Source organism: Okeania sp. SIO3B5 (assembly GCF_010692555.1).
GTDB lineage: Bacteria > Cyanobacteriota > Cyanobacteriia > Cyanobacteriales > Microcoleaceae > Okeania.
Genome location: NZ_JAAHHG010000058.1, coordinates 1 through 24484, shown reverse-complemented (window position 1 = coordinate 24484; position 24484 = coordinate 1). Strand labels below are relative to the sequence as shown.

At 37.0% G+C, this 24484-nt stretch carries 22 protein-coding genes and 1 pseudogene; 14 read left to right on the top strand and 9 right to left on the bottom strand.

Translation table 11 applies throughout. The annotated features are described in order from the left end of the window. Positions 1 to 80: 80 nt before the first annotated feature. The 5 genes and pseudogenes from F6K54_RS10840 to F6K54_RS10820 form a co-directional block, all read right to left on the bottom strand. On the bottom strand, positions 81 to 368 hold the full coding sequence (locus tag F6K54_RS10840; protein WP_293077311.1) for a hypothetical protein: 288 nt from the start codon (positions 366 to 368) through the stop codon (positions 81 to 83). Further along, entirely contained in the window at positions 322 to 930 is a 609-nt protein-coding gene (locus F6K54_RS10835; RefSeq protein WP_293077309.1) for a class I SAM-dependent methyltransferase, read from the bottom strand. Before F6K54_RS10835 ends, F6K54_RS10840 begins: the two co-directional genes overlap by 47 nt. 154 nt (positions 931 to 1084) lie before the next feature. Continuing rightward, positions 1085 to 1414 (bottom strand): class I SAM-dependent methyltransferase, encoded by a 330-nt coding sequence (locus F6K54_RS10830; RefSeq protein ID WP_293077307.1) that lies wholly within the window; start codon positions 1412 to 1414, stop codon positions 1085 to 1087. An 827-nt stretch (positions 1415 to 2241) separates the two neighbouring features. After that, positions 2242 to 2484: pseudogene (locus F6K54_RS10825) on the bottom strand (zinc ribbon domain-containing protein); the annotation flags it as partial. A gap of 123 nt (positions 2485 to 2607) precedes the next feature. Further along, positions 2608 to 3021 (bottom strand): DUF2203 domain-containing protein, encoded by a 414-nt coding sequence (locus F6K54_RS10820; protein ID WP_293077305.1) that lies wholly within the window; start codon positions 3019 to 3021, stop codon positions 2608 to 2610. 53 nt (positions 3022 to 3074) lie between these two features. Here F6K54_RS10820 and F6K54_RS10815 point away from each other — a divergent pair, with 53 nt between their 5' ends. Next, positions 3075 to 3389: a DUF6439 family protein gene (locus F6K54_RS10815; protein WP_293077303.1), complete on the top strand. Its 315-nt coding sequence runs from the start codon at positions 3075 to 3077 to the stop codon at positions 3387 to 3389. A 24-nt stretch (positions 3390 to 3413) separates the two neighbouring features. On the opposite strand, the gene F6K54_RS10810 is transcribed toward F6K54_RS10815, so the two are convergent. Beyond that, positions 3414 to 3890, bottom strand: a complete 477-nt coding sequence (locus tag F6K54_RS10810; protein ID WP_293077301.1) for an anti-sigma regulatory factor — start codon at positions 3888 to 3890, stop codon at positions 3414 to 3416. A 342-nt stretch (positions 3891 to 4232) separates the two neighbouring features. Here F6K54_RS10810 and F6K54_RS10805 point away from each other — a divergent pair, with 342 nt between their 5' ends. Continuing rightward, positions 4233 to 5156 (top strand): alpha/beta fold hydrolase, encoded by a 924-nt coding sequence (locus tag F6K54_RS10805; protein ID WP_293077299.1) that lies wholly within the window; start codon positions 4233 to 4235, stop codon positions 5154 to 5156. Positions 5157 to 5931: 775 nt separating this feature from the next. On the opposite strand, the gene F6K54_RS10800 is transcribed toward F6K54_RS10805, so the two are convergent. Beyond that, entirely contained in the window at positions 5932 to 6258 is a 327-nt protein-coding gene (locus tag F6K54_RS10800) for a ferredoxin (RefSeq protein ID WP_293077298.1), read from the bottom strand. 180 nt (positions 6259 to 6438) lie between these two features. On the opposite strand from F6K54_RS10800, the gene F6K54_RS10795 reads away from it, so the two are divergent. The 3 genes from F6K54_RS10795 (at position 6439) to F6K54_RS10785 (ending at position 8344) form a co-directional block, all read left to right on the top strand. Further along, a complete protein-coding gene (locus tag F6K54_RS10795) occupies positions 6439 to 6897 on the top strand; it encodes a CBS domain-containing protein (RefSeq protein WP_293077296.1) in 459 nt (152 codons plus the stop codon). A gap of 101 nt (positions 6898 to 6998) precedes the next feature. Further along, positions 6999 to 7661: a phycobilisome degradation protein NblB gene (gene nblB / locus F6K54_RS10790; RefSeq protein ID WP_293077324.1), complete on the top strand. Its 663-nt coding sequence runs from the start codon at positions 6999 to 7001 to the stop codon at positions 7659 to 7661. Between the two features lie 464 nt (positions 7662 to 8125). Beyond that, a complete protein-coding gene (locus F6K54_RS10785) occupies positions 8126 to 8344 on the top strand; it encodes a hypothetical protein (RefSeq protein WP_293077295.1) in 219 nt (72 codons plus the stop codon). Between the two features lie 173 nt (positions 8345 to 8517). Here F6K54_RS10785 and F6K54_RS10780 read toward each other — a convergent pair whose 3' ends face one another. Together F6K54_RS10780 and F6K54_RS10775 are read right to left on the bottom strand one after the other, a co-directional pair. After that, positions 8518 to 8850, bottom strand: coding sequence for a hypothetical protein (locus tag F6K54_RS10780; RefSeq protein WP_293077293.1), 333 nt, complete (start codon positions 8848 to 8850; stop codon positions 8518 to 8520). A 193-nt stretch (positions 8851 to 9043) separates the two neighbouring features. Next, on the bottom strand, positions 9044 to 9208 hold the full coding sequence (locus F6K54_RS10775; RefSeq protein WP_293077291.1) for an SPFH domain-containing protein: 165 nt from the start codon (positions 9206 to 9208) through the stop codon (positions 9044 to 9046). A gap of 894 nt (positions 9209 to 10102) precedes the next feature. Here F6K54_RS10775 and F6K54_RS10770 point away from each other — a divergent pair. The 9 genes from F6K54_RS10770 to opcA all read left to right on the top strand — a co-directional run bounded on the left by F6K54_RS10770 (position 10103) and on the right by opcA (position 24191). Continuing rightward, positions 10103 to 11119: a methyltransferase gene (locus tag F6K54_RS10770; RefSeq protein WP_293077289.1), complete on the top strand. Its 1017-nt coding sequence runs from the start codon at positions 10103 to 10105 to the stop codon at positions 11117 to 11119. A gap of 974 nt (positions 11120 to 12093) precedes the next feature. Then, complete coding sequence (locus F6K54_RS10765; protein WP_293077287.1) at positions 12094 to 13158, top strand: NAD-dependent epimerase/dehydratase family protein; 1065 nt, start codon at positions 12094 to 12096, stop codon at positions 13156 to 13158. A 486-nt stretch (positions 13159 to 13644) separates the two neighbouring features. After that, positions 13645 to 14568, top strand: a complete 924-nt coding sequence (locus F6K54_RS10760) for an FkbM family methyltransferase (protein ID WP_293077285.1) — start codon at positions 13645 to 13647, stop codon at positions 14566 to 14568. Between the two features lie 2057 nt (positions 14569 to 16625). Next, complete coding sequence (locus F6K54_RS10755; RefSeq protein ID WP_293077283.1) at positions 16626 to 16859, top strand: CopG family transcriptional regulator; 234 nt, start codon at positions 16626 to 16628, stop codon at positions 16857 to 16859. Between the two features lie 83 nt (positions 16860 to 16942). Further along, positions 16943 to 17344: a hypothetical protein gene (locus tag F6K54_RS10750; RefSeq protein ID WP_293077281.1), complete on the top strand. Its 402-nt coding sequence runs from the start codon at positions 16943 to 16945 to the stop codon at positions 17342 to 17344. A gap of 488 nt (positions 17345 to 17832) precedes the next feature. Beyond that, on the top strand, positions 17833 to 18891 hold the full coding sequence (gene fbp, locus F6K54_RS10745) for a class 1 fructose-bisphosphatase (protein WP_293077280.1): 1059 nt from the start codon (positions 17833 to 17835) through the stop codon (positions 18889 to 18891). A gap of 430 nt (positions 18892 to 19321) precedes the next feature. Next, positions 19322 to 20470: a transaldolase gene (gene tal / locus F6K54_RS10740; protein WP_293077278.1), complete on the top strand. Its 1149-nt coding sequence runs from the start codon at positions 19322 to 19324 to the stop codon at positions 20468 to 20470. A 454-nt stretch (positions 20471 to 20924) separates the two neighbouring features. Continuing rightward, positions 20925 to 22454: a glucose-6-phosphate dehydrogenase gene (gene zwf, locus F6K54_RS10735; RefSeq protein ID WP_293077277.1), complete on the top strand. Its 1530-nt coding sequence runs from the start codon at positions 20925 to 20927 to the stop codon at positions 22452 to 22454. A 414-nt stretch (positions 22455 to 22868) separates the two neighbouring features. Next, complete coding sequence (gene opcA, locus F6K54_RS10730) at positions 22869 to 24191, top strand: glucose-6-phosphate dehydrogenase assembly protein OpcA (RefSeq protein WP_293077275.1); 1323 nt, start codon at positions 22869 to 22871, stop codon at positions 24189 to 24191. Positions 24192 to 24484 lie beyond the last annotated feature (293 nt).

Sequence of the window (24484 nt, the reverse complement as noted above, 5' to 3'; positions counted from 1 at the left end):
ATAATTCCATTTTGGCCCTTATCAAACTTGTTTTACAAAGGTTTTAACCTCGTTTCTTGGGCAGGTCAGACCAAAGGTAATTAATCCTTTTTCAAGACCATAGCATACATGGCTTCCTTGTCAAAGATGTTAAACTCCTCCTTGCCAACTAAATTCCAAGAAAGGCTTTTGATAACTTCTTGGACGGCAGGGTTATCGTCGTGGTAGTCCGCCCGTACTGTCAAGACGAAATAACCTCCTGTTTTTAACAGGGGGAATAAATTGTACAAGGCTTCGATCGGAGCATGACCAAAGGTAAAAACTCCGACAGCGATTATAGCATCAAAGTTTTCGATAGCTGCAAATTTGAGTAGTTCTTCTAATATCATGTCCGGATAAGAGCGTGATAAAAAACTTTTTCTCATGAGCGCCTTTTCTTCCCTTCTGCCTCCTGCCTCCTGCCTCCTGCCTTCGGACCTCCAAAGTGTAAGTATTCAACCGGACATGATATAAGTTACCCTGGTGCAATGCTCGATCAACCTGTTTATTGCGGGCAACTTCCAGCATTTCTTCTGACAAATCGACTCCTACTATATTGCTATAACCCAGTTCGGCCAAGGCTTCTCCTACCATTCCCGTCCCGGCCCCTGCGTCGAGGATACTAGCCTCTTTATCGGGCAGGACTCCAGCAAGAGCCCTAGCAGAGAGAATTGGACTAATGCGATAGGGTTGGTCCAATTCGGCATCGTAAATACGAGACCAGGCATCGTATTTATCCCGCAGACTTTGTTGGTTGTTAGTTTCGTAGATCCAGGAGAGGCGATCGCTAACTTTTTCACATAAGTAATAAGCCCAACCTAATTTATCGGTTTGAATTGCCTCGCACATTTTATCATAAGCTGCGCTCAATTCTGGATATTGAGGCAAAGCTAACTGGGAAAGTAATATCATGTCCGGTTGAATACTTACACTTTGGAGGAGGTAAGGCAGCTATGCTGGAGGCAGGAGGCAGAAGGAAAGAATACAGCGCTTTTCAAGTTGATGAACCACATCTTAACAAACAAAAACCCTGTAGGGACGTTCCATGGAACGTCCCTACTGTGGTCTACCCAAATGAAAACCGCTGTAAGGTTAGAAGGGAAAAGGTTTTTTTATCACTGATTATCCGGACATGATATAACTCATAACTCTTGTGCAAATGCTCTTTCAAATCTTTAGCTGCCAAAACCATCAACCCTAACTGACCCAGGAAATCTTTATAGGAGTCCAAGCTAAATATTGGTTCAAACAGCAATCGATCGTAGACATATTTGCGGGCTATTGTGTTGATTTTCTGTGTAGGTGACACCAGGTCATCAAATATGAACGTACCCCTTTCCTTAAGTACACGATGAATTTCCCGTATGGCTTGATGGCGATCGTGAACATGATACAATCAGAGAGAGATATGGTGTTACTTGTGGAGTTTTAGAAAATTAAGTTAAAGAGTTAATTCATTATTATATGGTAAAGCAATAAAACTTGTAATTACCAAAAAAAAAGGGTATGCGCCTCCCCTTTTAAGGAGATAAAAAAGAGAATATTCCTTATGTCAAGCCTCTGGGTGAGCGCCAGAGGTGCTGTTAACGGAGTTCCGACCATAGGTGATAACTGAAATGACCGAGGTAGGGGAAAATTGTGATCGGATGTGAATTATAACTTATGAAGAACAACTATAGCAATCCTAAATAGGGTTTGCGTATGGAAAGTCTTTTTGTTGGGGTAGGAGACAGGAGACAGGAGACAGGAGACAGGAGAAATGGGAATTTAAAGGAGGTAGGAGTAAGAATTGTCCCAAGATTTTTCTGCCCAACTATGCGGCTAAAATACTAACTTTTTGAGCTTTTTCAGCTGAAAAGTTGGCACTTTTTTAGAGCAAAAAATGCTACAACCAATATCAGTCAATGCTTTGATATTTAATCAGCAAGCCCTAAATAGGTCGTAACAATTCAAAAACTAGAAATAAACTCCGAAACTCTTACCCATTGCCCATTGCATCTAAACCTATTTCCAAAAAGTGGCAAGATTTTTGACACGAATAAAATAGGATTGCTATATAAAGAATAATATTTATTCATCTCCTGTTCATCTATCCTTACTGCTCTATAAAACTGATACAAAGTGCCACATAACGTTACAACTTGATAGCGTAGCTCCGACCATAGGAGGCTGTTTACTTCCTGCTTCTTGTGAGGCCGTCGGCGGTTACTCATCCACAGGCATTCATGCACACGCATTCACGACCGAGCCGATCGCATGTCTTGAGTGCGTCTTACATTCTGAGGAAACCTCAGAATTACGCACTCGCTTTCTTAAATTTATACTGGCGTTTAAATCTCTATCTATTGATAACCCACAATCTGGGCAATCATAAGTCCTTACATTTAATGACATATCTTGGACGTGACCGCAGTTAGAACAAGTCTTTGATGATGGAAAGAATCTATCAACTACTACTAACTTAGAGAGGGCGAATGCCATTCGCTAGATAGCGGTGCGACCCGGCGTCGGCGTCAGACGCAAGGGAACGCTGACCAAGAGAGGGAACGCGCACCAAAAGATAAAGGTTCTGCGTAAGTCCTGTTGACATTATCCAACACAAGACTTTAACAGCCAACCGATCGCAATTCCTAAACCACCAAATCTCACAGCTTGCCAAAATGGTTCTTTTATGCTATTCCAACCAAATAAACTACTCTCTAGGTTTAATTCTATTGTTTCTAATTCTGTCTGTATCTGTTGTAACTCTTTTCTCAATTCATTAGTTTTTTGGCGACGTACTTCCGGTTGAACTTCTTCCAAGCGATGCTTTAATTCTGCTTTTCGCCTCTGATAATACTGAACTTGAGAATAACGTTTTTTCAGAGCAGCAAAGGAATGCTCTACCTCTACTAGCGCTTGTGCAAAATCAGTCTCTGAAACTTCTGACTCTCCATCAACTGGTGCAGAATTTGAGTACCCATCATTTATTTTTTTCTCAGAATGTTCTGGAGGAGGATTCATCCTGGCATACTTAAGTATAGTAAGTTCACCTGAAAAAATTAATCTAGGAAAATATGCTTAACTCTAACTCAGCTTCTGCAACTGTAACTAGCAAACTCAACACTCCTAATAAAAGAGATTTACAGGAGTATAGTACATTAGAACTAGCTCAAGCTTTAGCCCAAAGACTGGCTATACCAGAAAGAGACTGGCATCGACTTAAGTCTAATCGCCAAGTTCGTGCATTAGAGCTAACTGTAGCTGCCCTAGTTTTTCTAATTAAGGCGCAACCTACTGAAGCGATCGAGCGTCTCAAACAAGCTACTAGCTGGTTAGATCGATCTATTTCAGCTCCTCCATGTCCAACTCATGGAGTAAAGAAGGATTAATCAGTTGAAGTTAACTTAAATTCTTCACATAACCAGGGGTAATCTGGAGTTATTTCTTACTCTTTTGCATAGCGTTAACTCTGTACCCTTGGAATTCCATTCCACATAATCAAAAACTTGGTAGATGATGTATATACCTCGACCACATTCTTTTTCATCATCACAACAATTTTCTGGGGAATAGGTAGTAGTTTGCCTATGATTTTGGTTTGATTTACAAGGTGGTTTAAAACCCGAGCCTTGGTCTGAAATCACCCACCAGTAATGGTCTTGTACAATTGAAAAACGGACGAAAACTTTTTTACTGGGGTCTAAATTATTTCCATGCTTTGCAGAATTTACCAAAGCTTCTTGTAATCCTAGTCGTAGTTCTGGATGCCAATGTTTAGGAACATCTGCCAGTAAAAGATCGAGAATCGGACACAAATACAGGGTGGAAGCAAAGCTAATTGTCACCCAGTTTTGACCTATTAGACGTGGACGTGATGAGATAGCAATCACTGAAAAAACTCCCTAGCTTTTCTTAGTAAACCTTTGTCAATCTCCTCGTGCAATTAAAAATCTTTTCTTTAATGAGCATCCCTGCTTTCATATTTTTATAGTATCAAAACTCTTAAGAAAAATAAAGTACCTCAGCAAAATTAGTGCAAATTTTATATATATTTTCTACTTAAAGTATCTAATATCTATTATCTACTATCTACTATCTACATTTAGGTTTCTTTTTTTCTGGCCTAGGTTTTTTCTATAGATTTTTATTGCTGACGAGAAATATTTTAGAAATAATTTGATCCCGTCTCAATTTTGATACAATAATTAATGTAATTTAATAAAACTTTATATATGTTAACTACATCAACCTCCATCACAGCTTCGCTTCCTGGCAGTTATTGGCAATGGCGGGATCAGTCCATCTACTATGTATGTGCAGGTAAGTCCGATCCCGCAACTCCACCCATATTATTAATACATGGCTTTGGAGCATCAACAGACCATTGGCGCAAAAATATTGGATATCTGAGCCAGTTTTTTCAGGTTTGGGCAATCGATTTGCTAGGATTTGGACGTTCGACAAAAGCAAACTGGCAATATAGTGGTCAGCTATGGAGAGAACAACTAAATGACTTTATTACTGAAGTAATTGGTAAACCTGTGGTACTAGCAGGAAATTCTCTAGGAGGTTATGCAGCATTGTGTGTAGCGACTCAATATCCCAGCTCCACAGCAGGTTTAATATTACTGAACAGTGCTGGACCTTTTAGTGAATCTCAACCTACTGCCAAACCTCCCTTGTGGAGAAAAGTTATTTCTCAAAGTATAAAGTGGTTACTCTTACAAGATTGGCCTAGTTTTTTATTATTTCAATGGACGCGACGACGTAGCACTATCAGAAAAACACTACATAAAGTTTATTTAGATCAAAGTGCTGTTACAGACCAGTTAGTAGAAGATATATATCGGCCTTCTTGCGATCCTGGTGCGGCTAAAGTTTTTGCTTCTATATTCAAAACTCCATCTGGCGAAAAAGTTGATGTGTTGTTAGGTCAGTTAAAATGTCCCTTACTCATGCTATGGGGAAAAGCAGATCCCTGGATAAATACTCAGAGTAGAAGTGCCCAGTTTCGTAAGTATTATCCTCAGTTAACAGAATACTTTTTAGAGGCGGGTCATTGCCCTCATGATGAAGTACCAGAACAAGTTAACAAATTAATTAAAGAATGGGTGTTATCAGAAGTCAGAAGTCAGAAGTTAGAAGTCAGAAGTTAGAATTCAGAAGTAACCTCCTAAGCTTTGCTTTGAATGCTATATCAATTGTCAACTACCAAACATCAAATCAAACATTATAATGTTGGCTTGATTCTGCCGTCCACCGCAGTTCTGCAAACCTTGTGCATACGTGCAGCTTTGGCTTCAGCCGACGAACCATCAGGGGCGGCTGACAAAAGCCCCGTACTTTCCCAGTCTTGCCGAAAAAGCAGCCCTCGCATTGCTATATTCCTTGCACCAATTAAGTCGGCATGGAGTTCAAAACCGCAAGATTCACAGTCTTAATGGTGAAACAAATAATAACTTTTAGCACAAAAGAATGGGTTAACGAAGTCAGAAGTTAGAAGTCAGAAGTCAGAAGTTATTTTTGTAACGGGGATTTAAGCCCCGCTCCAAAAATATTACGCCTTAAAAGGCGGGGTTTTAGACCCATGTTATTTTGATAATAATTATTGGACAACTTCATACTTTCATTGTCCCGATATTCCTCTCACCGCTAAATCGCAGATTATAGCGGGAGAATCCTATCGAGCTAATTGAAGAATGTGCCTATACAAAATAAATTTAATATAGGGCTTACTGATTAAATCTAAAGCCATTGACAGATAAAGGAAAGTGCCTTTTTATGCCCAGAAAAAGTATTAGGTCGCCCTTGGTTCCAAAAAGAGCGCATTTTGGGGTAACTACGGCAGACAATCAAGAAACCATTATGAACAACTACCTACTCTATAACTCCCATTTCTCGTGACTCTTAACTACTCCCTGCTCCCTACTCCTAGAAACGAGGATGAATTCTAGGATTAAGCAAATTATCTACAGGTTCATTGCCCTGCAAATGTTGTGTAACTATTTTTGGGACATTACTAGGTTGGACTCGGTAATACCAAATTTCATCAGGGGTAACTCTTACCGTAGGGCCAGTACTACATTGACCTAGACAACCGCTGGCCTCAATATTAACATCAACTACATTTTCTGCCTCAGCTATGAAGGTGTTGAGGACTTCTTGAGAATTGTGGCGTAGACAAGACGTATTTTGGCAGACAAGTACACAGCGATCGCGAGAAGTTTCTTCTGGTTTTTGGCCTTCAGGCATTGGCATTAATCAAAAATTCTTAATATAGCTTTATGTTACATTGTAAACTTTGATTTGAGAAAGGTGCAATTATAGTATGTTGTACTTTCTTTATATGATTACTATTGAAGCCGAAACTAAAAAGGAAAATTTTTACTTTTTGACGCTCTCATAGTTACTCCAACTAGAACAAAATCTGAGGTAAACATGACTAAAACTGTAGCAGATGTTATGAGCAATAATCCAATCTCTGTTAAGCCAGAAATGCCTTTAAAAGAGGCAATTAAAATATTAGCAGAACAACGTATTAGTGGTCTTCCTGTAGTTAATGAACAGGATAAGTTAGTCGGGATCGTATCAGAAACAGATTTGATGTGGCAAGAAAGCGGAGTCACTCCTCCACCCTATATTATGTTGCTAGATAGCGTGATTTTTCTAGAAAATCCAGCTCGTTATGAAAAACAAATTCATAAAGCTTTAGGAGAAACTGTGGGAGAAGTCATGACTAAAGATCCTCTAACTACTACACCGGAACAATCACTCTCAGCAGCAGCAAGACTCATGCACGAACAGAATATTCATCGGTTACCAGTATTAGGTGAAAATGATAAAGTGATTGGTATACTAACTCGTGGGGATATTATTAGAGCTATGGCAAGTGAGTAATTTTGATTCTATTAAAAATTAATTATGGCGGGGGATCAAAAATCTACTCTAGTTTATAGCTCAGATAATCCAGGAAAATAAAAAAAATAAAATTTATGGCAATGAGTGTTACCCCAGATTCAATTCAGCAACTATTAATATCAGAGGATCTAGGCGATCGCTTGCGTGGAGTTAATCAATTACGTCAAATAGATTTAGCTACCGCTTTTGAATTAATTCAAACTTCAATCAAAGACCAAGATACTCGTGTTAGATATGCTGCAGTGAGCCAAATGTCAAGTTTAGGAACACAAAATTTAAAAATATCCCAAGAAATATTGCGAAACTGTTTGCTCAACGATCCCGAACCAGATGTCCAAGCAGCGGCAGCAGATGCTTTAGGGGCATTAAAACTTACTGAAACCTTTGACGACCTAGAACAGGTCTACCAGAATACTCCAGAATGGATAATTAAAATGAGCATAGTTGCAGTAGTAGGAGGAATGGGGGAACCAAGAGCATTCTCTTTACTAGAAGATGCTCTCAAGTCAGATAATGAACTGATACAGACTATAGCTATTAGTGCTTTAGGGGAACTAGGAAACCCAGAAGCTGTTTCTTTCTTAACACCTTTTGCTACCCATAGTGATTGGCAAATACGTTATAGACTGGTACAAACTTTGCATAAATTAGGAGGGCCACAAGCGGAGCAAGTTATTGCAGAGTTAGCCAACGATCAGGTGGAGCAGGTTGCTCAGGAGGCCAAGGTAGCCCAAAGTAGTTAGGGTTTGGTGAAAAAATTGGTTGGTGGGGGTAGGACACGGGGACGCGGAGAAGCGGAGACGCGGAGATGGGGAGACGCGGAGATGGGGAGACGCGTTGACAGGCAAGGGTTTAGGCCATTTTATGTGAAGAAATTTTCTTGAATTTCAGCAGAAAAATTCAGTATTTTGAGGCCAATAAGAGCCATAAATTAGGAGATCAACTGAATATAAAAAGCTCCATTACCGTCAGCTATCCTGACTTTTAGCTTTATCAGCGCAAGCCCTAGTTAATTGTAGCAGAAGGTAGAAGGGTTAATTCTTATTTCATTTATTCTGTCAGTCCACAAATTCGTAGATACTGCGATTAAAAGCTAATTAAGTTAATTGAGGCGATCGCTACGATAGTTTCATATTCAGTACGTTAGAATACGAGGGAAAAATTTAATTTGATTAAATAAATATTCTTTAGCGAGAGGAAAGACTGTATGTTTTTAGATGAACTAACTCCAGTTGTAAAAGAACTAATTGAACAACCAGTTGCCTTTTTTGGAGGTTTTTTCTCTGGTATGTTCCGACTAAATCTTAATGACGATCCAGTCAAAAGTTGGCTTGAGAAGCAGAATGGTTATACTGCCACTACTAACTCTAATACAGAAGTAGGTAGTGACAAAAGTGAAGGTCCTCAATCAATCACTATAGAATAATAAACTTCTTGCAGAAGTCAGGGAATTGTTGATTTCATCTCTTGAATTGATTTAATTAAAACTTTTGCAAGAGGTCTAATATTAATACTTATTTTACTTGAAAGATTTTTCCCACCTCTTTGCATTTTCTAGGTTAGATTAAACAACCCCTTGCTCAGAGGTTGGGAGAGTTTTTATTTATCTTTTGAAATAGACTGAGAAAAATCTTTTGCTAAAGATAAAATATCAGATGGAATCATCAAAATAGTAGTAGTATTTTGTTCAGTTCCAATCTCAGCAATCATCTGAATTCTACGTAGTTCTAATGCTACTGGAGACTTAGCAATTTCCTGTGCAGCTTGTGTTAGTTTAATAGTTGATTCATACTCAGATTCGGCCTTAATCATACGCGGCCTTTTCTCTCTTGCAGCTTCAGCTTCTTTTGCCATTGCACGCTGCATTGGTTTAGGAATTTCTAGATTTTTTATTTCGATACGTTCAATTTCTATACCCCAAGGATTTTTCATTAATTGATAATTGATAATGGATAATTGATAATTACCTCTGGTTAAAACCGTTACGGAATTGAATATAAGGAAATATTATTTCTTTTTTTCCCTTAAAAAGGAAAAATTTTTCCTTTGAGTCAATCCTCTTATTTTCAAGGAAAGGTAATTGTTAATTATTAATTATTAATTATTAATTATTAATTATTAATTATTAATTATTAAATGTATCTTGGGATTCAATATCAACAGTAATAGTTCTTCGGTCTACTTGCTTTATTTGGTCAATGATTGGAATAGTTAAATATACACCAGGACCTCTTACATGACTAAATCTTCCTAGTCTAAAAATTACCGATTTATGGTATTCAAAATTCATTTTTAGGCTAGCAGATAATAATACTATTAAAATTAATAAGATTAGTAAAGATACGGTAGTTAACATATAATATTCAATGATGGTTTCAACGATATATGACTATCTTATTGTTGGGAAAAAATAATAATCAATAAATATATAGCAATCCTATTTTATTTGTGTATAAAAATCTTATCGCTTTTAGGGAACAGGGAACAGGGAACAGGGAACAGATGGGAGTTTCAGTTTTTTTATCTACTTTTTGATTACCCGCAACTTATTTAGGATTGCTATAGTTTTATATAAATTTAGAAAATTGTCTTTCTAAAGAGAACAATTTTTGGCAGTCGCGCAAGCGGAACGGAGTTCTATCGCTGTGCTCTCCTATAGTAGATAGGGAAAGATTAACATTAAGATTTTTGGCGTTGCTGATTCTGGGTATGATTTGATAATTTTATATTTTTGATTTTGTATTTTGGATGGTTTGAACTACTTGTTAATATTAACTGTTCCCTGTTCCCAGTTAAGTGTTCCCTGTTCCCTATTCCCTATAAACCTACTTTCATTCCTTAATTCAGCAATGCCAGATTTTTTTTACAAACAATTTCTTTCTTACCGAAAAATTAAGGTATAAAGCCTCTCCATTCATGGAGAAAAAAGCGGTCGTTTGCGGAGCATTCCGTAGGATGGGATGGCGTTTTACTCCGCAACATATAAAGTGGAGCGGCTCTGATAAGAGCGGTTCTCCTCGCCATATCCAATCCACCAAGAGAAGAAAAAAATTCCTTTTAACCCAATCCTCTTCTTTTCAAGGAGAGGTAATTCTAAATTCTAAATTCTAAATTCTAAATTCTTGAACGCAATTGATGTTAAAATCAGCCCGAAATATTTCAGATTGATTTTCTAGAAAGCCTTATGATTAAACCTCAAACAGATGGCAGACAGGTTTGGGATGTTGTAATGAACTTACACATCAGTATACCTGTACTGATTGCTCATGACTTAAATTTATTTGCTCTTCTTAATGAACAACCTCTTACTTTTGAAGAAATTTCTCAAAAGCTAAAATTGACTGATCGTGCAACCCAGGTACTTATATCTGCTGCTTGTGTAACAGAGTTAATAAAATTGGATCATCATCACTACTATCTCACACAAGTTGCTAAAGAATATTTACTCAGGAACAGTAATACTTCTTTTTGTGAATATTTTGATTTAATTATTGATAACGCTGATATCTTATCTTATTCAAATTTCCGACACGCAATTTTAAACGATGTAACTCAAGTTTATCAAGGTCAAGAGCTTTTTGAAGTCCACGAACAAGAAAATGAAAAAGCAAAAACCTTTACCAAGGCTATGCATTCTGCTAGCATACCAGCAGCTTTAGCTTGGCCTACAGCTTTGGATCTATCTAGCAATCGAAAAATGCTCGATATTGGCGGGGGATCGGGAGCTCATTGTATTGGCGCAACACAACAATGGACTCATCTTAAAGCCTCAGTTTTAGATCTAAAACCTATCTGTGAAATAGCACTAGAGTTTATTACTGAGCAGAATTTGCAAGATCGAATTGATACAGTAGTTGGAGATATGTGGAAGGAGTCTTTTCCTGAGGCTGACTTACATTTTTACTCTTTAATTTATCATGATTGGAGTCCTGAAGAATGTAAATTTTTGACCCAAAAAAGTTTTGATAGTCTTGAACCGGGAGGGCGAATTATCATTCACGAATGGTTATTTAACAATGAGAAAACCGGGCCATTTTCAGCAGCAGCTTATAATGCACTAATGCTTCTTTGGTGTCCTCAAGGTCAGCAATATTCAGGACTAGAACTTACTCAAATGTTATTGGATGCTGGTTTTATTGACATCCAAATTAAATCGACTTTTGGATATTGGAGTATTGTTACCGGGTGTAAACCTGCTTAAATTTAATGTAAGCATTCAGCATTCAGCATTCAGCTATTGATTTATTACTTTTTGAATAGGAATTAGTATTGATAGATTTAATACCAAATTGAAATGAAGCTGCATAGAATAATATTTCAAGCAGAATATACCGTAGGTAAGCGTAGATAAATATAGATCGATTTAATGAATTTCATTATTCTATGCAACCTCATATAAAATTGATATAAGGAGAATTAAAAGTATTGGGAAAAAACTGACCTTGAGGAGGGAGACTGTATATTCATTATTTATGAAACATCTAAAAGTTGTAAGCATTCAGCAGTTAGCATTCAGCTATCAGTTATTGATTTATTACTTTTTGAATAGGAATTAGTATTGATAGATTTAAGGAGAATTAAAAGTATTGGGAAAAAACTGACCTTGAGGAGGGAGACTGTATATTCATTATTTATGAAACATCTAAAAGTTGTAAGCATTCAGCAGTTAGCATTCAGCATTCAGCTATTGATTTATTACTTTTTGAATAGGAATTAGTATTGATAGATTTAAGGAGAATTAAAAGTATTGGGAAAAAACTGACCTTGAGGAGGGAAACTGTATATTCATTATTTATGAAACATCTAAAAGTTGTAAGCATTCAGCAGTTAGCATTCAGCTATCAGCTATTGATTTATTACTTTTTGAGTAGGAATTAGTATTGATAGATTTAATACCAAATTGAAATGAAGCTGCATAGAATAATATTTCAAGCAGAATATACCGTAGGTAAGCGTAGATAAATATAGATCGATTTAATGAATTTCATTATTCTATGCAACCTCATATAAAATTGATATAAGGAGAATTAAAAGTATTGGAAAAAAACTGACCTTGACGAGGGAAACTGTATATTCATTATTTATGAAACATCTAAAAGTTGAATGCTAATAGCTGAATAGTTACAATTTAATCAATAATAATTACTTGTTAAAAATAGAAAACTGGAGATAAAAATGGAAATAGTGATTGTGACAGGTTCGGCAGGACTAATTGGCTCGGAATCAGTAAAATTTTTCTGTGAAAAAGGGTTTACTGTTGTTGGAATTGACAACAATATGCGTGAAGTTTTACTGGGAAAAGATGCCTCAACAGCTTGGAATAAACAACATCTGTTAGACAATTATCAAGAACAATATATTCATCATCATGCAGATATTAGAGATAGAGAAACGATTTCTCAAATCTTTCAAACCTATGAAAAAGATATTAAACTAATTATTCATACAGCCGCTCAACCTTCTCATGAATGGGCTAGTAAAGACCCATACACTGACTTTAGTATTAATGCTAATGGGACTTTAGTTTTATTAGAAAATACTCAAAAATACTGTCCGGATGCTGTTTTTATTTTTTGTTCAACTGCTAAAGTTTATGGAGATAAACCTAATTCTTTGCCTTTTATTGAACAAGAATTACGCTGGGAAATAGATCCTACTCATCCTTATAGTTTGGGAATTGATGAAAATATAGGTATTGATAATTGTCAACATAGTTTTTTAGGTGCATCTAAAGCTGCTGCTGATATTCTTGTTCAAGAATATGGTCGTTACTTGGGAATGAAAACAGTTTGCTTTCGAGGGAATTGTTTGTCTGGTCCTACTCATTCAGGAACTAAGTTACATGGCTTTTTATCTTACTTAATGAAGTGTACTATGACGGATACTGCTTACCAAATTTATGGATATAAAGGAAAGCAAGTTCGAGATAATATTCATAGCTATGATTTAGTTAATGCTTTCTATCATTTTTATCAATCTCCAAGATGTGGTGAAGTTTATAACATTGGTGGTAGTCGTTTCAGCAATTGCTCTTTGTTAGAAGCTATCCAATTATGCAATGAAATTACTGACAAAAAGCTGAATTGGAGCTATGTTGATTCACATCGAAGTGGAGATCATATTTGGTGGATTACTGATGTTAGAAAATTTCAAAGTCACTATCCTGACTGGAAGTTAAATTACACAATTAAGGATATTTTATCAGATATTTTTACCCAGAATATTGAACGATGGAAGTAGGACAATTAATAATTAATAATTAATAATTAATAATTACAAAAAAACGAGGTCCAAAACCTCCCCTTTTAAGGGCATGAAAAAATATTCAGTTCAGTATTTCAAGCCTCCGGCTTTAGTGGTCGGTACTGATAACTGATAACTGATAACTGATAACTGAAATTACTTCTCCTTGAAAAGAAGAGAATTGACGCGGTAGGGAATTTTTTAATGAATAATTAATAATTAATAATTTTAAAAAAAATGAGGTCCAAAGCTTCCCCTTTTAAGGGCATGAAAAAATATTCAGTTCAGTATTTCAAGCCTCCGGCTTTAGTGGTCGGTACTGATAACTGATAACTGATAACTGATAACTGAAATTACTTCTCCTTGAAAAGAAGAGAATTGACGCGGTAGGGAATTTTTTTATTTTTTTCTCCTTGAAAGGAGAGACTTTAAACCTTAATTATTCGGCAAACAATCTATTTTATATAGATATCAAGAGTAAATATGCAACCTGAATTTTCCAAAATTCACATGGAAGAAGAATCTTGTTCATTAGTTTCTTATTTAGATGGTCAAATATGGCTATGTCCAGAACATCGAATTTACCAATCAATTCAAAAATTCGGTGTTTATGAACCAACAATAATATTGATAATACAAAGTTTTGTTGAAGCCGGTTTTTCTTTCTTAGATGTAGGTTCTCATATTGGTTCTCATCTTTTAGCAGCAGCTTTCAAAAAAAATCATACTCAGCAAAAATTTATTGCTTTTGAGCCAGAAAAAAATAATTTTTTGATGCTGAAAAAAAACTGTCAAATAAATGATTTATCTTTTGTGGAGTGCTATCAAAAAGGTTTAGGTGAACATCAAGGGTATTTGAATCTAAATATATCAACGAACTCTAATCGCATGATTCATTCTTTTTTATCTAGACCTGGAACTCAAACAGGAGAAAAAGTAGAAGTTTCAACCCTTGATGCCATATTCTTTGATCGGCAGCAGTATCTTTCACCTAGCTTATTAAAAATAGATGTGGAAGGGTATGAAAATCAGGTTATTAAAGGAGGGTTAAAATGGTTTTTTCAGTTAGATAATTTGGCAATTATATGTGAAGTAACTCCTTATCTGCTTCAAAGACAGGGAATGTCAGTACAAGATTTAATTCTTTCTCTTAAAAAAGCTGATTTACATACATTTTATGTGGTTAAAGATCCAGAAACTTTCACAAACCAAGGAGAACTTAAAAAACCTTTCTTCAACCTTTTGTTTGTTAAGGGAGAGTTGTGCGAAAAAATATTGAATTGCTTGTATTCATCAATATTTTTTCAATCTGATAGACTAGAATTACTTTTACCACAAGCTGATAGGATATTATTTCAAGACTCTTTTTATCGTGAAGCAATTCAACGTGGTGAAATTATTATGTAAAAACTAATATTCTGTAGTTCTGTAGATGTAGAGATAGAAAATTATGCAGAGGGAAAGGAAATGTTTTTACCTTTTACTGTACCAGATAATAAACCAAAGATTGTTGCTTTTTGTAGTTGTTATATTGCTAAGGCAGAATATTTTCTGGGAGATGAGGATATGAGTATTAAGTGATTGTTAAAAGCTAAGAGCATTGGGGTGGTTAGTCATTTAGGGAAACGAATAGGAGAGGATATTAATTATGTTGTTTGATTGAGAAGGAATGTAGGGAGGTTGCATACAACGTCCGTACAAAGTAGGGAAAAATAATTGATGATTTCTGTGGGGTAATTGATTTTATTTTTTATTATTTGCTTAGATCGTTATCTTAGCTAGCACTAACTTTTGCACTTGCATTTTGTGAAGCTCATAAAAATATTTGAAGGTTTTGTCGTTGCATTTTCAAAAAAATGATGATACTATTTAATTATAAGGGTTCGTTCGCCCATGTACATGACTTTTTATTCAACTAAAAAATAGTGTAGAGGGCGATCGCGAATTTAGTAGAAAATATTGAAAAATACTCCCTTACTCCCATAATTAAATCTTTTCATCTATACCTCCTCTGCTTAGTGGAAGACCGCAAACATTTTCATTTCCTTAAGCTAAAAAAACTCAGAGGATTTCTGGTTGTATCTTCACAATTTTTGTGTCATCATAAAACTATAAGGAGTTACTCGCCTATACACTTGACTTTTTATTCAATCAAAAAGTATGGTTTCAAGGGCGATCGCGAATTTAGTAGAAAAGATTTAAAAATACTCCCTTACTTCTATCATTCAATCTTTCCATCTATAACCTCCTCTACTTAATGGAAGATCGCAAACATCTTCATTTCCTTAAGCTCAAAAAAAATCAGAGTATTTCTGGTTGTATCTCCACAATTTTTGTATTATCATAAATTTATAAGGGGCTGCTCGCCTACTTACTTGATTTTTTATTCAATCAAAAATAGTGTAGAGAGCGATCGCGAATTTAGTAGAAAAGATTGAAAAATACTCCCTTACTCCCATAATTAAATCTTTTCATCTATACCTCCTCTGCTTAGTGGAAGACCGCAAACATTTTCATTTCCTTAAGCTCAAAAAAATCTCAGAGGATTTATGGTTGTATCTTCACAACTTTTGTATTATCATAAAACTATAAGGGGTCGTCCGCCTATATACTTGACTTTTTGTTCAACTAAAAATAGCGTAGAGGGCGATCGCGAATTTAGTAGAAAAGATTGAAAAATACTCCCTTACCCCCATGATTAAATCTTTCCATCTATACCTTCTGTGCTTAGTGGAAGACCGCAAACATTTTCATTTCCTTAAGCTCAAAAAATCTCAGAGGATTTATGGTTGTATCTTCACAATTTTTGTGTTATCATAAATTTATAAGGGGTCGTTCGCCTATACACTTGATTCTTTATTCAACCTAAAAAGTATGGTTTCAAGGGCGATCGCGAATTTAGTAGAAAAGATTTAAAAATACTCCCTTACTCCCATAATTAAATCTTTCCACCTATACCTTCTCTGCTTAGTGGAAAACCGCAAACATTCTCATTGTTGTAAGCTCAAAAAATCTCAGAGGATTTATGGTTGTATCTTCACAATTTTTGTGTTATCATAAATTTATAAGGGGTTGTTCGCCTATGCACTTGATTCTTTATTCAACCTAAAAAGTATGGTTTCAAGGGCGATAGAACTCCGCTCCGCTTTGCGACACACATGAAATGCGATCGCTCCGGTTGTAGAAAGGAAAATCAATGTCAAAGATACGGTGAGGGTTTCTATATAGTGTCTTTGCGTAAGTCCTAAACATATTTGGTTGACTCTACACAGTAATCTTAAAACAAGTTTCGATTATCAAAAATATTTTTTATTTACTGAACACCAAAATGGTGTAATAAAAACACCACAAAAACAAAAATTTAGTGTATATTGTATTTAAGTTCCTTAGTAATACTTAAACAAAGTGGCTAAAGATTGCCTTCTTAAAATAAAACACATACTACCTCTACCTTCAATATGAAGATGAACAAAACAACTCAAACATCCCGTCCCCCTACAAAGCGAATGTCTGTAACTTTGCCCACAGACGTCGCTGAAATGTTAGAATTTCTTGCTACTAATCAAGGCATTACTCAAAATGAAGCAATTCGGAAAGCTATTGCAACTGAAGCCTATTTTCAGAAGGAAATAAAGCAAGGTTCTACCGTACTAATTATGAACTCTGATAAATCAGTAAAAGAAGTAGTTTTCAGATAATAGCTTAGTAGTTAGTTGCTTGATATTTATATTGGGGACGGGTAAAAATTGTCAAATTTAGCAATTACCAACCTCATTTATTCATGACAACTAATCAAGAATTCAATCCAGAAGAAAATGAAAGTCAAGACAATGTTTTCTATCTAGAAATACCAGAGAATCTAGAAACAAAAAATCTAGAAACACTAGATGTTGACAGCTATATTCAGAATTATATCTCTGATAAAGACTTAAGCCATGAAAATAAAAAACAGATATATAAATGGGTAAAAGTTGAACAGGAAAAGACTAGAAAAAATATTGCTGAAAAACTTTTAGTATTTTTTGGTGCATCGTTAGGGATTACTTATCTTCTGATTGGTTTGGCATCTATTTCTCCACAATCAGATAAGCAGTTTATTAGGGAAATGATTCCCATTATTATCACCCCACAAGTAACATTATTGGGTGTTGCATTGGGCTTTTATTTTAAAGACCAAGGTTAAAGTATCATTCTTTGTTGGGTTTTGTTCCTCAACCCAGCCTACCCTTGTTGCTTATTCCTAAATAATACAAAGTTCGTGTTACTACTATATTTTTTTTAGTAGATAACACAAACTTTTTTTTACCTAAAAATTCTGCTCTAAAGCCTCCCCTATTAAGGGGATAAAAAAAACAGAATTCCGTATTTTCTTGCCTCCTTATTGCAGAGGTACTGATAACTGATAACTGATAACTGATAACTGAAATGACATTAGGTGTAAAACTAGAAGCGTTTAGATATTTTTAACTTTTGACTTTTAAAATTTGCTTTTTACTCTTCAAAAAGCGATTAACTATCTAAAGTTCATATAAAATTTAGCCTCCTCTTGCTCAAGCCTAAATAAGATGAACGTTAGACACATCCAGTCATAGAAGTCCAAGTAAAGGTAAAGCCTTTGCAAATCATCTATGCCACCACTGGAACCAATAAAAATGGAGGAACTAAATATTTATGGTCAATACCCAGGAAAACCTCCACATTCGTCTGGAGGAAGCACAAGTATTAGATCGTGATTGTACAACCTTATCACGTCATGTTCTACAGCAACTTCAGTTCTCACCAGATGCTCAAGATATTAGCGCCCTGATGAATCGAATTGCTTTAGCAGGAAAGTTAATCGCTCGTCGTTTGACTCGCGCTGGATTAGTAGAAGACGCTTTGGGGTTTACTGGCTCAGTTAATGTCCAGGGAGAATCCGTCAAAAAGATGGATATCTATGCCAATGATGTATTTATCTCGGTATTTAAGCAAAGTGGCCTTGTCTGTCGCTTGGCATCCGAAGAGATGGAAAAACCCTATTACATTCCAGAAAACTGTCCAATAGGTCGCTATACATTACTTTACGATCCTCTAGATGGTTCCTCTAATTTAGACATAAATCTAAACGTGGGGTCTATCTTCTCTATTCGGCAACAAGAAGGCAACGATGAAGATGGTTCCGCTCAAGATTTACTCCAAAGTGGACGTAAACAAATTGCTGCTGGTTATATCTTGTATGGCCCTAGCACAATGCTAGTATATTCCATTGGTACTGGAGTTCACGCATTTACTCTTGACCCTAGTTTGGGTGAGTTTATTCTGGCCAATGAGAATATTAAAACTCCCGACCACGGCCCAATATATAGTGTCAACGAAGGTAACTTTTGGCAGTGGGATGATTCCATGCGGGATTATATCCGGTATGTTCATCGTCATGAAGGTTATACTGCCCGTTATGGTGGTGCATTAGTTGGAGACTTTCATCGAATTTTATACCAAGGTGGCGTATTTTTATACCCAGGTACAGTGAAAAAGCCAGAAGGAAAATTACGCCTATTATATGAATCAGCACCTATGGCTTATTTAATAGAACAATCTGGTGGTAGAGCTAGTACGGGTACTGAAGAAATATTAGATGTTGTAGCAAATGAACTACATCAACGTACACCATTGGTGATTGGCAGTAAAGAAGATGTGACACTTGTAGAGTCTTTTATTAAGGAACAAGCACGCATTTCTCATCAGGGTTAAAAAAGCGGTCAGCACCTCAGCAGTCAGTACCTCAGCAGTAAACGTTTAGAAGGGGACTGATACCCCTCCGCGCACCTTCCGGTTTATAGAAACCGGGGATGTTTTACCCAGAGCTATAAAAGCTGATAGCTAGTTAATAGAACTTAACATCGGTTTTTAAGAATTTGTCATCAGAACGCAGATTTAATTTCAACTTTCTGACCAAAAAATAAGGTCTCAAGCCTCCCCTTTAAAGGGGATGAAAAAAAATCAAGTTCAATATTTCAATGCACTTTACTTTAGGCAGAGGTACTGATAACTGATAACTGATAACTGATAACTGATATTTGAATACTGCCTTTAAAAATTTAACAACTTAGTTATTTTTTTTGCAGTATATAAGAACACAAAAAACTCCAAGGAAAATAGTAACAATTAAGGTAAGACAGCTATGACAACTAATCATTTGCTCGAAATCAAAGACTTCGGTCAGAGTATCTGGATGGATAATCTCAGTCGTAATATCATTGAGTCTGGGGAACTCAAAAATATGATTGCCCAAAAAGGGATTCGTGGAATCACTTCTAATCCCGCTATCTTTGAGAAAGCGATCGCTGGTAATGCTATCTATGATGCAGATATTGAAGCAGGTATCAGCGCTGGTAAGTCAGTGATGGAAATCTACGAATCTCTAGTTTTTAAAGATATTCGTGATGCTTGCGATATATTTATGCCAGTTTATGAACAAACTAATGGATTAGATGGTTACATTAGTATTGAAGTTCCACCTACTATAGCTAAAGATACAGAAAGTACTATCACTGAAGCAATTCGTTATTACACTGCTATCGGTCGCGAAAACCTAATGATTAAAATTCCAGGTACGCCAGAAGGTTTACCAGCAGTAACAAAAGTTATTAGTGAAGGAATTAATGTCAATGTCACTCTCCTATTTTCTGTAGAAAGCTATGTAAACACCGCTTGGGCGTATATTGAAGGTCTAGAAGCAAGAGCAGCTAAAGGAGAAGATGTCAGTAAGATAGCTTCTGTGGCAAGTTTCTTTTTGAGTCGCATTGATAGTAATATTGACGCTACTATTGATAGCAAAACCAAGAATGTAACCGATGAAACTGTCAAGGCCAAACTAGAAACCATCAAAGGAAAAGTAGCGATCGCTAATGCCAAAATAGCCTATCAAGAATACAAAAAAATAATTCAGAGCGATCGTTGGAAAGCTCTATCTGCAAAAGGTGCAACAATGCAAAGGCTATTATGGGCAAGTACTAGCACCAAAAATCCCACCTACAGTGATGTGATGTATGTGGATGAATTAATTGGGCCTGACACAGTAAATACTTTGCCTCCCCAAACCATAGATGCTTGTGCTGATCACTGTCATGTTGACAATCGAGTAGAGACTAATATAGAAGAAGCGATCCAGCTTATAGAAAGTCTCAAAGACCCCGATATTAATATCAATATCAACCATGTAATGGATGAACTGTTAGCAGAAGGGATCGATAAATTTATCAAACCCTTTAGTTCTTTAATCAACTCCCTAGAAGAAAAAGTTAAGAAATTAGCACCTGTTTCAGGCTAGAAAAATCTTATGTCATCAGTCATTTTCATGTCGGCGACAGCCGAAACGTGAAAAAAAACGGTTTGACTGATGATTAAAAATTAGGCATTGCTGAGGGGTGGGATGAATATTAAGTGGTAAGTTAAGTGGGAGCAGGCATCCTGCCTGTCTCCATCCTGCCTGTCCCTGCCAAGGAGTGAAAATATCAGGAACGGGCAAGATGCCCATTCCACAAAACAATAAAACAGTCATAGCTAATTGTGACAGGACTTACGCAAATTAACCTTTAACACGCCATATATATGTAGGGGCGAATGGCATTTGCTAACGCAAAGCTCCGAATTGCGCCCTCACTCGATTTAGTGTCTGTGCGTTAAGTCCGGTGTGATTTGATCTGAAAAATAGCACAGCTCGGCAAAATACAGAAAAGCTTCTATATTAACCAAATTAACTAATTAGAAGGAGTCAACAATAGATGGTAGCATTATTAGAAAATCCCTTGCGGGTTGGATTACAACAAGACCGAATCCCAGAACCCCAGATTTTAATTATCTTCGGTGCTTCAGGGGACCTAACTCAAAGGAAACTCGTTCCAGCACTCTATCAAATGAAGCTAGAGCGGAGACTCCCCCCCGAACTAACAATAGTCGGAGTAGCACGCAGAGAATGGAGCCATGATTACTTCCGCGAACAAATGCGGACTGGCGTAGAAGAATTTGGTGGTGGATTACAATCTGAAGAACTCTGGAATGACTTTGCCAAAGGGATTTTTTACTCTCCCGGTAATATCGACAAACCAGAAGATTACCAAAAACTAAAAGAACTTTTGAGCCAAATTGACGAAGAGAGAGGTACGCGAGGTAATCGCGTATTTTACTTATCTGTAGCACCACGCTTTTTTGGAGAAGCTGCTCAACAGTTAGGGGCAGCAGGAATGTTGGAAGACCCCAAAAAACATAGATTAGTAATTGAAAAACCCTTTGGTAGAGACCTCAGCTCTGCTCAGGTGCTGAATAAAATTGTGCGTCAAGTTTGCCCAGAAGAGCAAATATATCGCATCGATCACTACCTAGGCAAAGAAACAGTTCAAAACTTAATGGTATTTCGATTTGCTAATGCCATTTTTGAACCCCTATGGAATCGTCAATTTGTCGATAACGTTCAAATCACTGTTGCAGAAACAGTAGGACTAGAAGGACGTGCGGGATATTATGAAACATCAGGTGCCCTGCGAGACATGGTACAAAACCACCTGATGCAACTATTCTCCCTCACAGCAATGGAACCTCCTAATTCCCTCGATGCTGACAGCATTCGTAACGAAAAAGTAAAAGTAGTTCAAGCAACCCATCTAGCAGACTTAGACCGCCTAGAGCTTTCTGCAATTCGCGGTCAGTATACAAACGGTTGGATGAAAGGCAAAGATGTACCAGCTTATCGGGAAGAAGGAGGAGCAGACCCCAACTCCACCACACCTACTTATGCAGCACTGAAACTCTACATTGATAACTGGCGTTGGAAAGGAGTACCCTTTTATCTACGGACTGGTAAGCGAATGCCGAAAAAAGTCTCAGAAATCGCGATTCAGTTCAAAGAAGTACCATATTTAATGTTCCAGTCAGCAGCTAAACAAGCAAATCCTAACGTATTGGCTTTGCGAATTCAGCCAAATGAAGGAATTTCTATGCGTTTTGAGGTAAAAACTCCAGGCAGTTCCCTACGGACTCGTTCAGTAGATATGGATTTCCGTTACGATACTGCTTTTGGTAAACCCAGTACAGATGCTTACAGTCGATTGTTGATTGATTGTATGTTAGCAGACCAAACGCTGTTTACTCGTGGTGATGAAGTAGAAGCATCTTGGCGAGCATTAACACCAATACTAAGTATCTGGGATGCTCCAGCACCACCAGAGGCAATACCTTTGTATGAAGCAGGTACATGGGGACCAGTTGAATCTGAGTTGTTGCTCAACCGCGATGGCCGTCGTTGGCGCCGATTGTAGGTTTCAGTTATCAGTTATCAGTTATCAGTTATCAGTACCTCTAGCTGAGGCGCTGGGATTGAAATCTGAAATATTCTCTTTATTTTATCCCCTTAAAAGAGGAGCCTTGATAACCAAAATCTTTTAGTCATCTAAAGATGACTTTTGCTTTGAGCCAAGAAATTTATTTCTTGGCGGATGACATGGCTCGCTACTTTTACCCAATGGATAATGGATAATTGATCAATTTGGTTTAAAGCCTCTCATTACCAATGAATAATTGATAAGTTAGAGATACTTTTCATTATCCATTATCCATTGTTAAAGAGGTAATTATCCATTATTTATTATCCATTATCCATTATCCATTAATGAAAATTCCCTAGCGCTACGCGCTACAAATAACCATCAGTAAAGCATTTACAAACAAGAAAAATGAGTACAACACTTGTTGCCTTACAACAACCAAAAGATATTTCTCTCGGAGAAATTGAAGCAGAGCTTAGTAAAATCTGGCTTGGTCAAAATGGAGGAAAAGCAACTGCGATCGCTACCAGAGCAGCTACTTTCAGCATGGTAGTATATGAACCCGAAGAGTTTCAGCAACTTTTGGCTGGTTTGGGATTCTACAAAGGTGAAATAGATGGTATTAACGGCAATGAGGCCCGTGATGCCATCAAAGAGGCTCAAAAAGCTTATCAGTTACCAGTAACGGGTAGGGTAGACTCCGAGACTCTCGCCAAGTTACGTTCAGAGTGGGCAGCCAAATCTCCAGAAACTCGGCAATTCTCCAATATGGATGCTAGAGGATTTAGCATTAGTGAAGTAATCGCAGCTCAAAATCCTTGTCGAGTGATTACGCTATGTCCTACTTTTGGGGAAGATACAGGGGTAACAGCACAAGTTTCTGCTTATTGCCCAGTACAGAAAAAGGAATCTTCACTCATCTGCTGTGAATACATTACCCTACGCGGAACTAAAGAAGCACTGGAAAGAGTTAGTGATGTTGTGACATCATTGATGATTCCTGACTTGCCCAAATTTGTTTGGTGGAAAGCTACTCCCAACCCAGAACAAGAATTATTCCGAAACCTTTGTGAAAATAGCAATTGCATTATACTGGATTCATCTTATTTTAGCGATGCAGATTCAGAATTTCTCAAAATGCAAGAGCTAATCGAAAATCAAACATATATTGCTGACTTAAATTGGCATCGTCTCTCTGCATGGCAAGAATTAGCTGCTGCCACTTTCGATCCACCACAACGTCGTGCTGCCTTGAGTGAAATTGATAAAATTACTCTTGACTATGAAAAAGGTAATGCCGCTCAAGCACTAATGTTCTTGGGTTGGTTTGCTAGTCGTCTTGATTGGCAGCCTACAGCTTACACTGAGACTGGTGGTGATTATGACATCGTTCATGTCAAGTTTACCAGTCCTACGGATAAGGAGATTTTAGCTGAGTTAGCAGCAATTCCTACTGCTGACTATGGTGAAATTCCTGGAGATTTAGTGGGCGTGCGTTTGGGGTCTAATAATCCCAATGCTGACTGTTGCACGATTTTGTGTTCTGAAGATACTGGTTGTATGCGATTAGAAGCAGGTGGTAGTGCCCAGTCTTGTCGTACAGAGCAAGTTAGTGCTTTGAGCGATCAGAAAGCAGAATATTTGATGGCTCAACAGTTACAACGTTGGGGCCGGGAAGTTTTATATGAAGAGAGTTTGGCTATAACTGCTGAAATTCTCAAATTGCGTTAAAGAAGCACTTCAGCCGTCAGCAACTCAGCGATCGGCAGATTTTTTAGCTTGAAGAAACCGTAGGGGCGAACTGCTGTTAGCTCCTACAAACTGTTTGAAATCAACAATCTGAGCGCCATTGCCAACTCTTTTTCCATCTCCCCACGTTCCCCTCCCAGGAGGGGTTATATCATGTTCGGATAATCAGTTATAAAAAAACTTTATCCCCTTTAACCCTTTCTTCCCTTCTGCCTCCAGCATAGCTGCCTTCTGCCTTCCTTCGTCCAAAGTGTAAGTATTCAACCGAACATGAT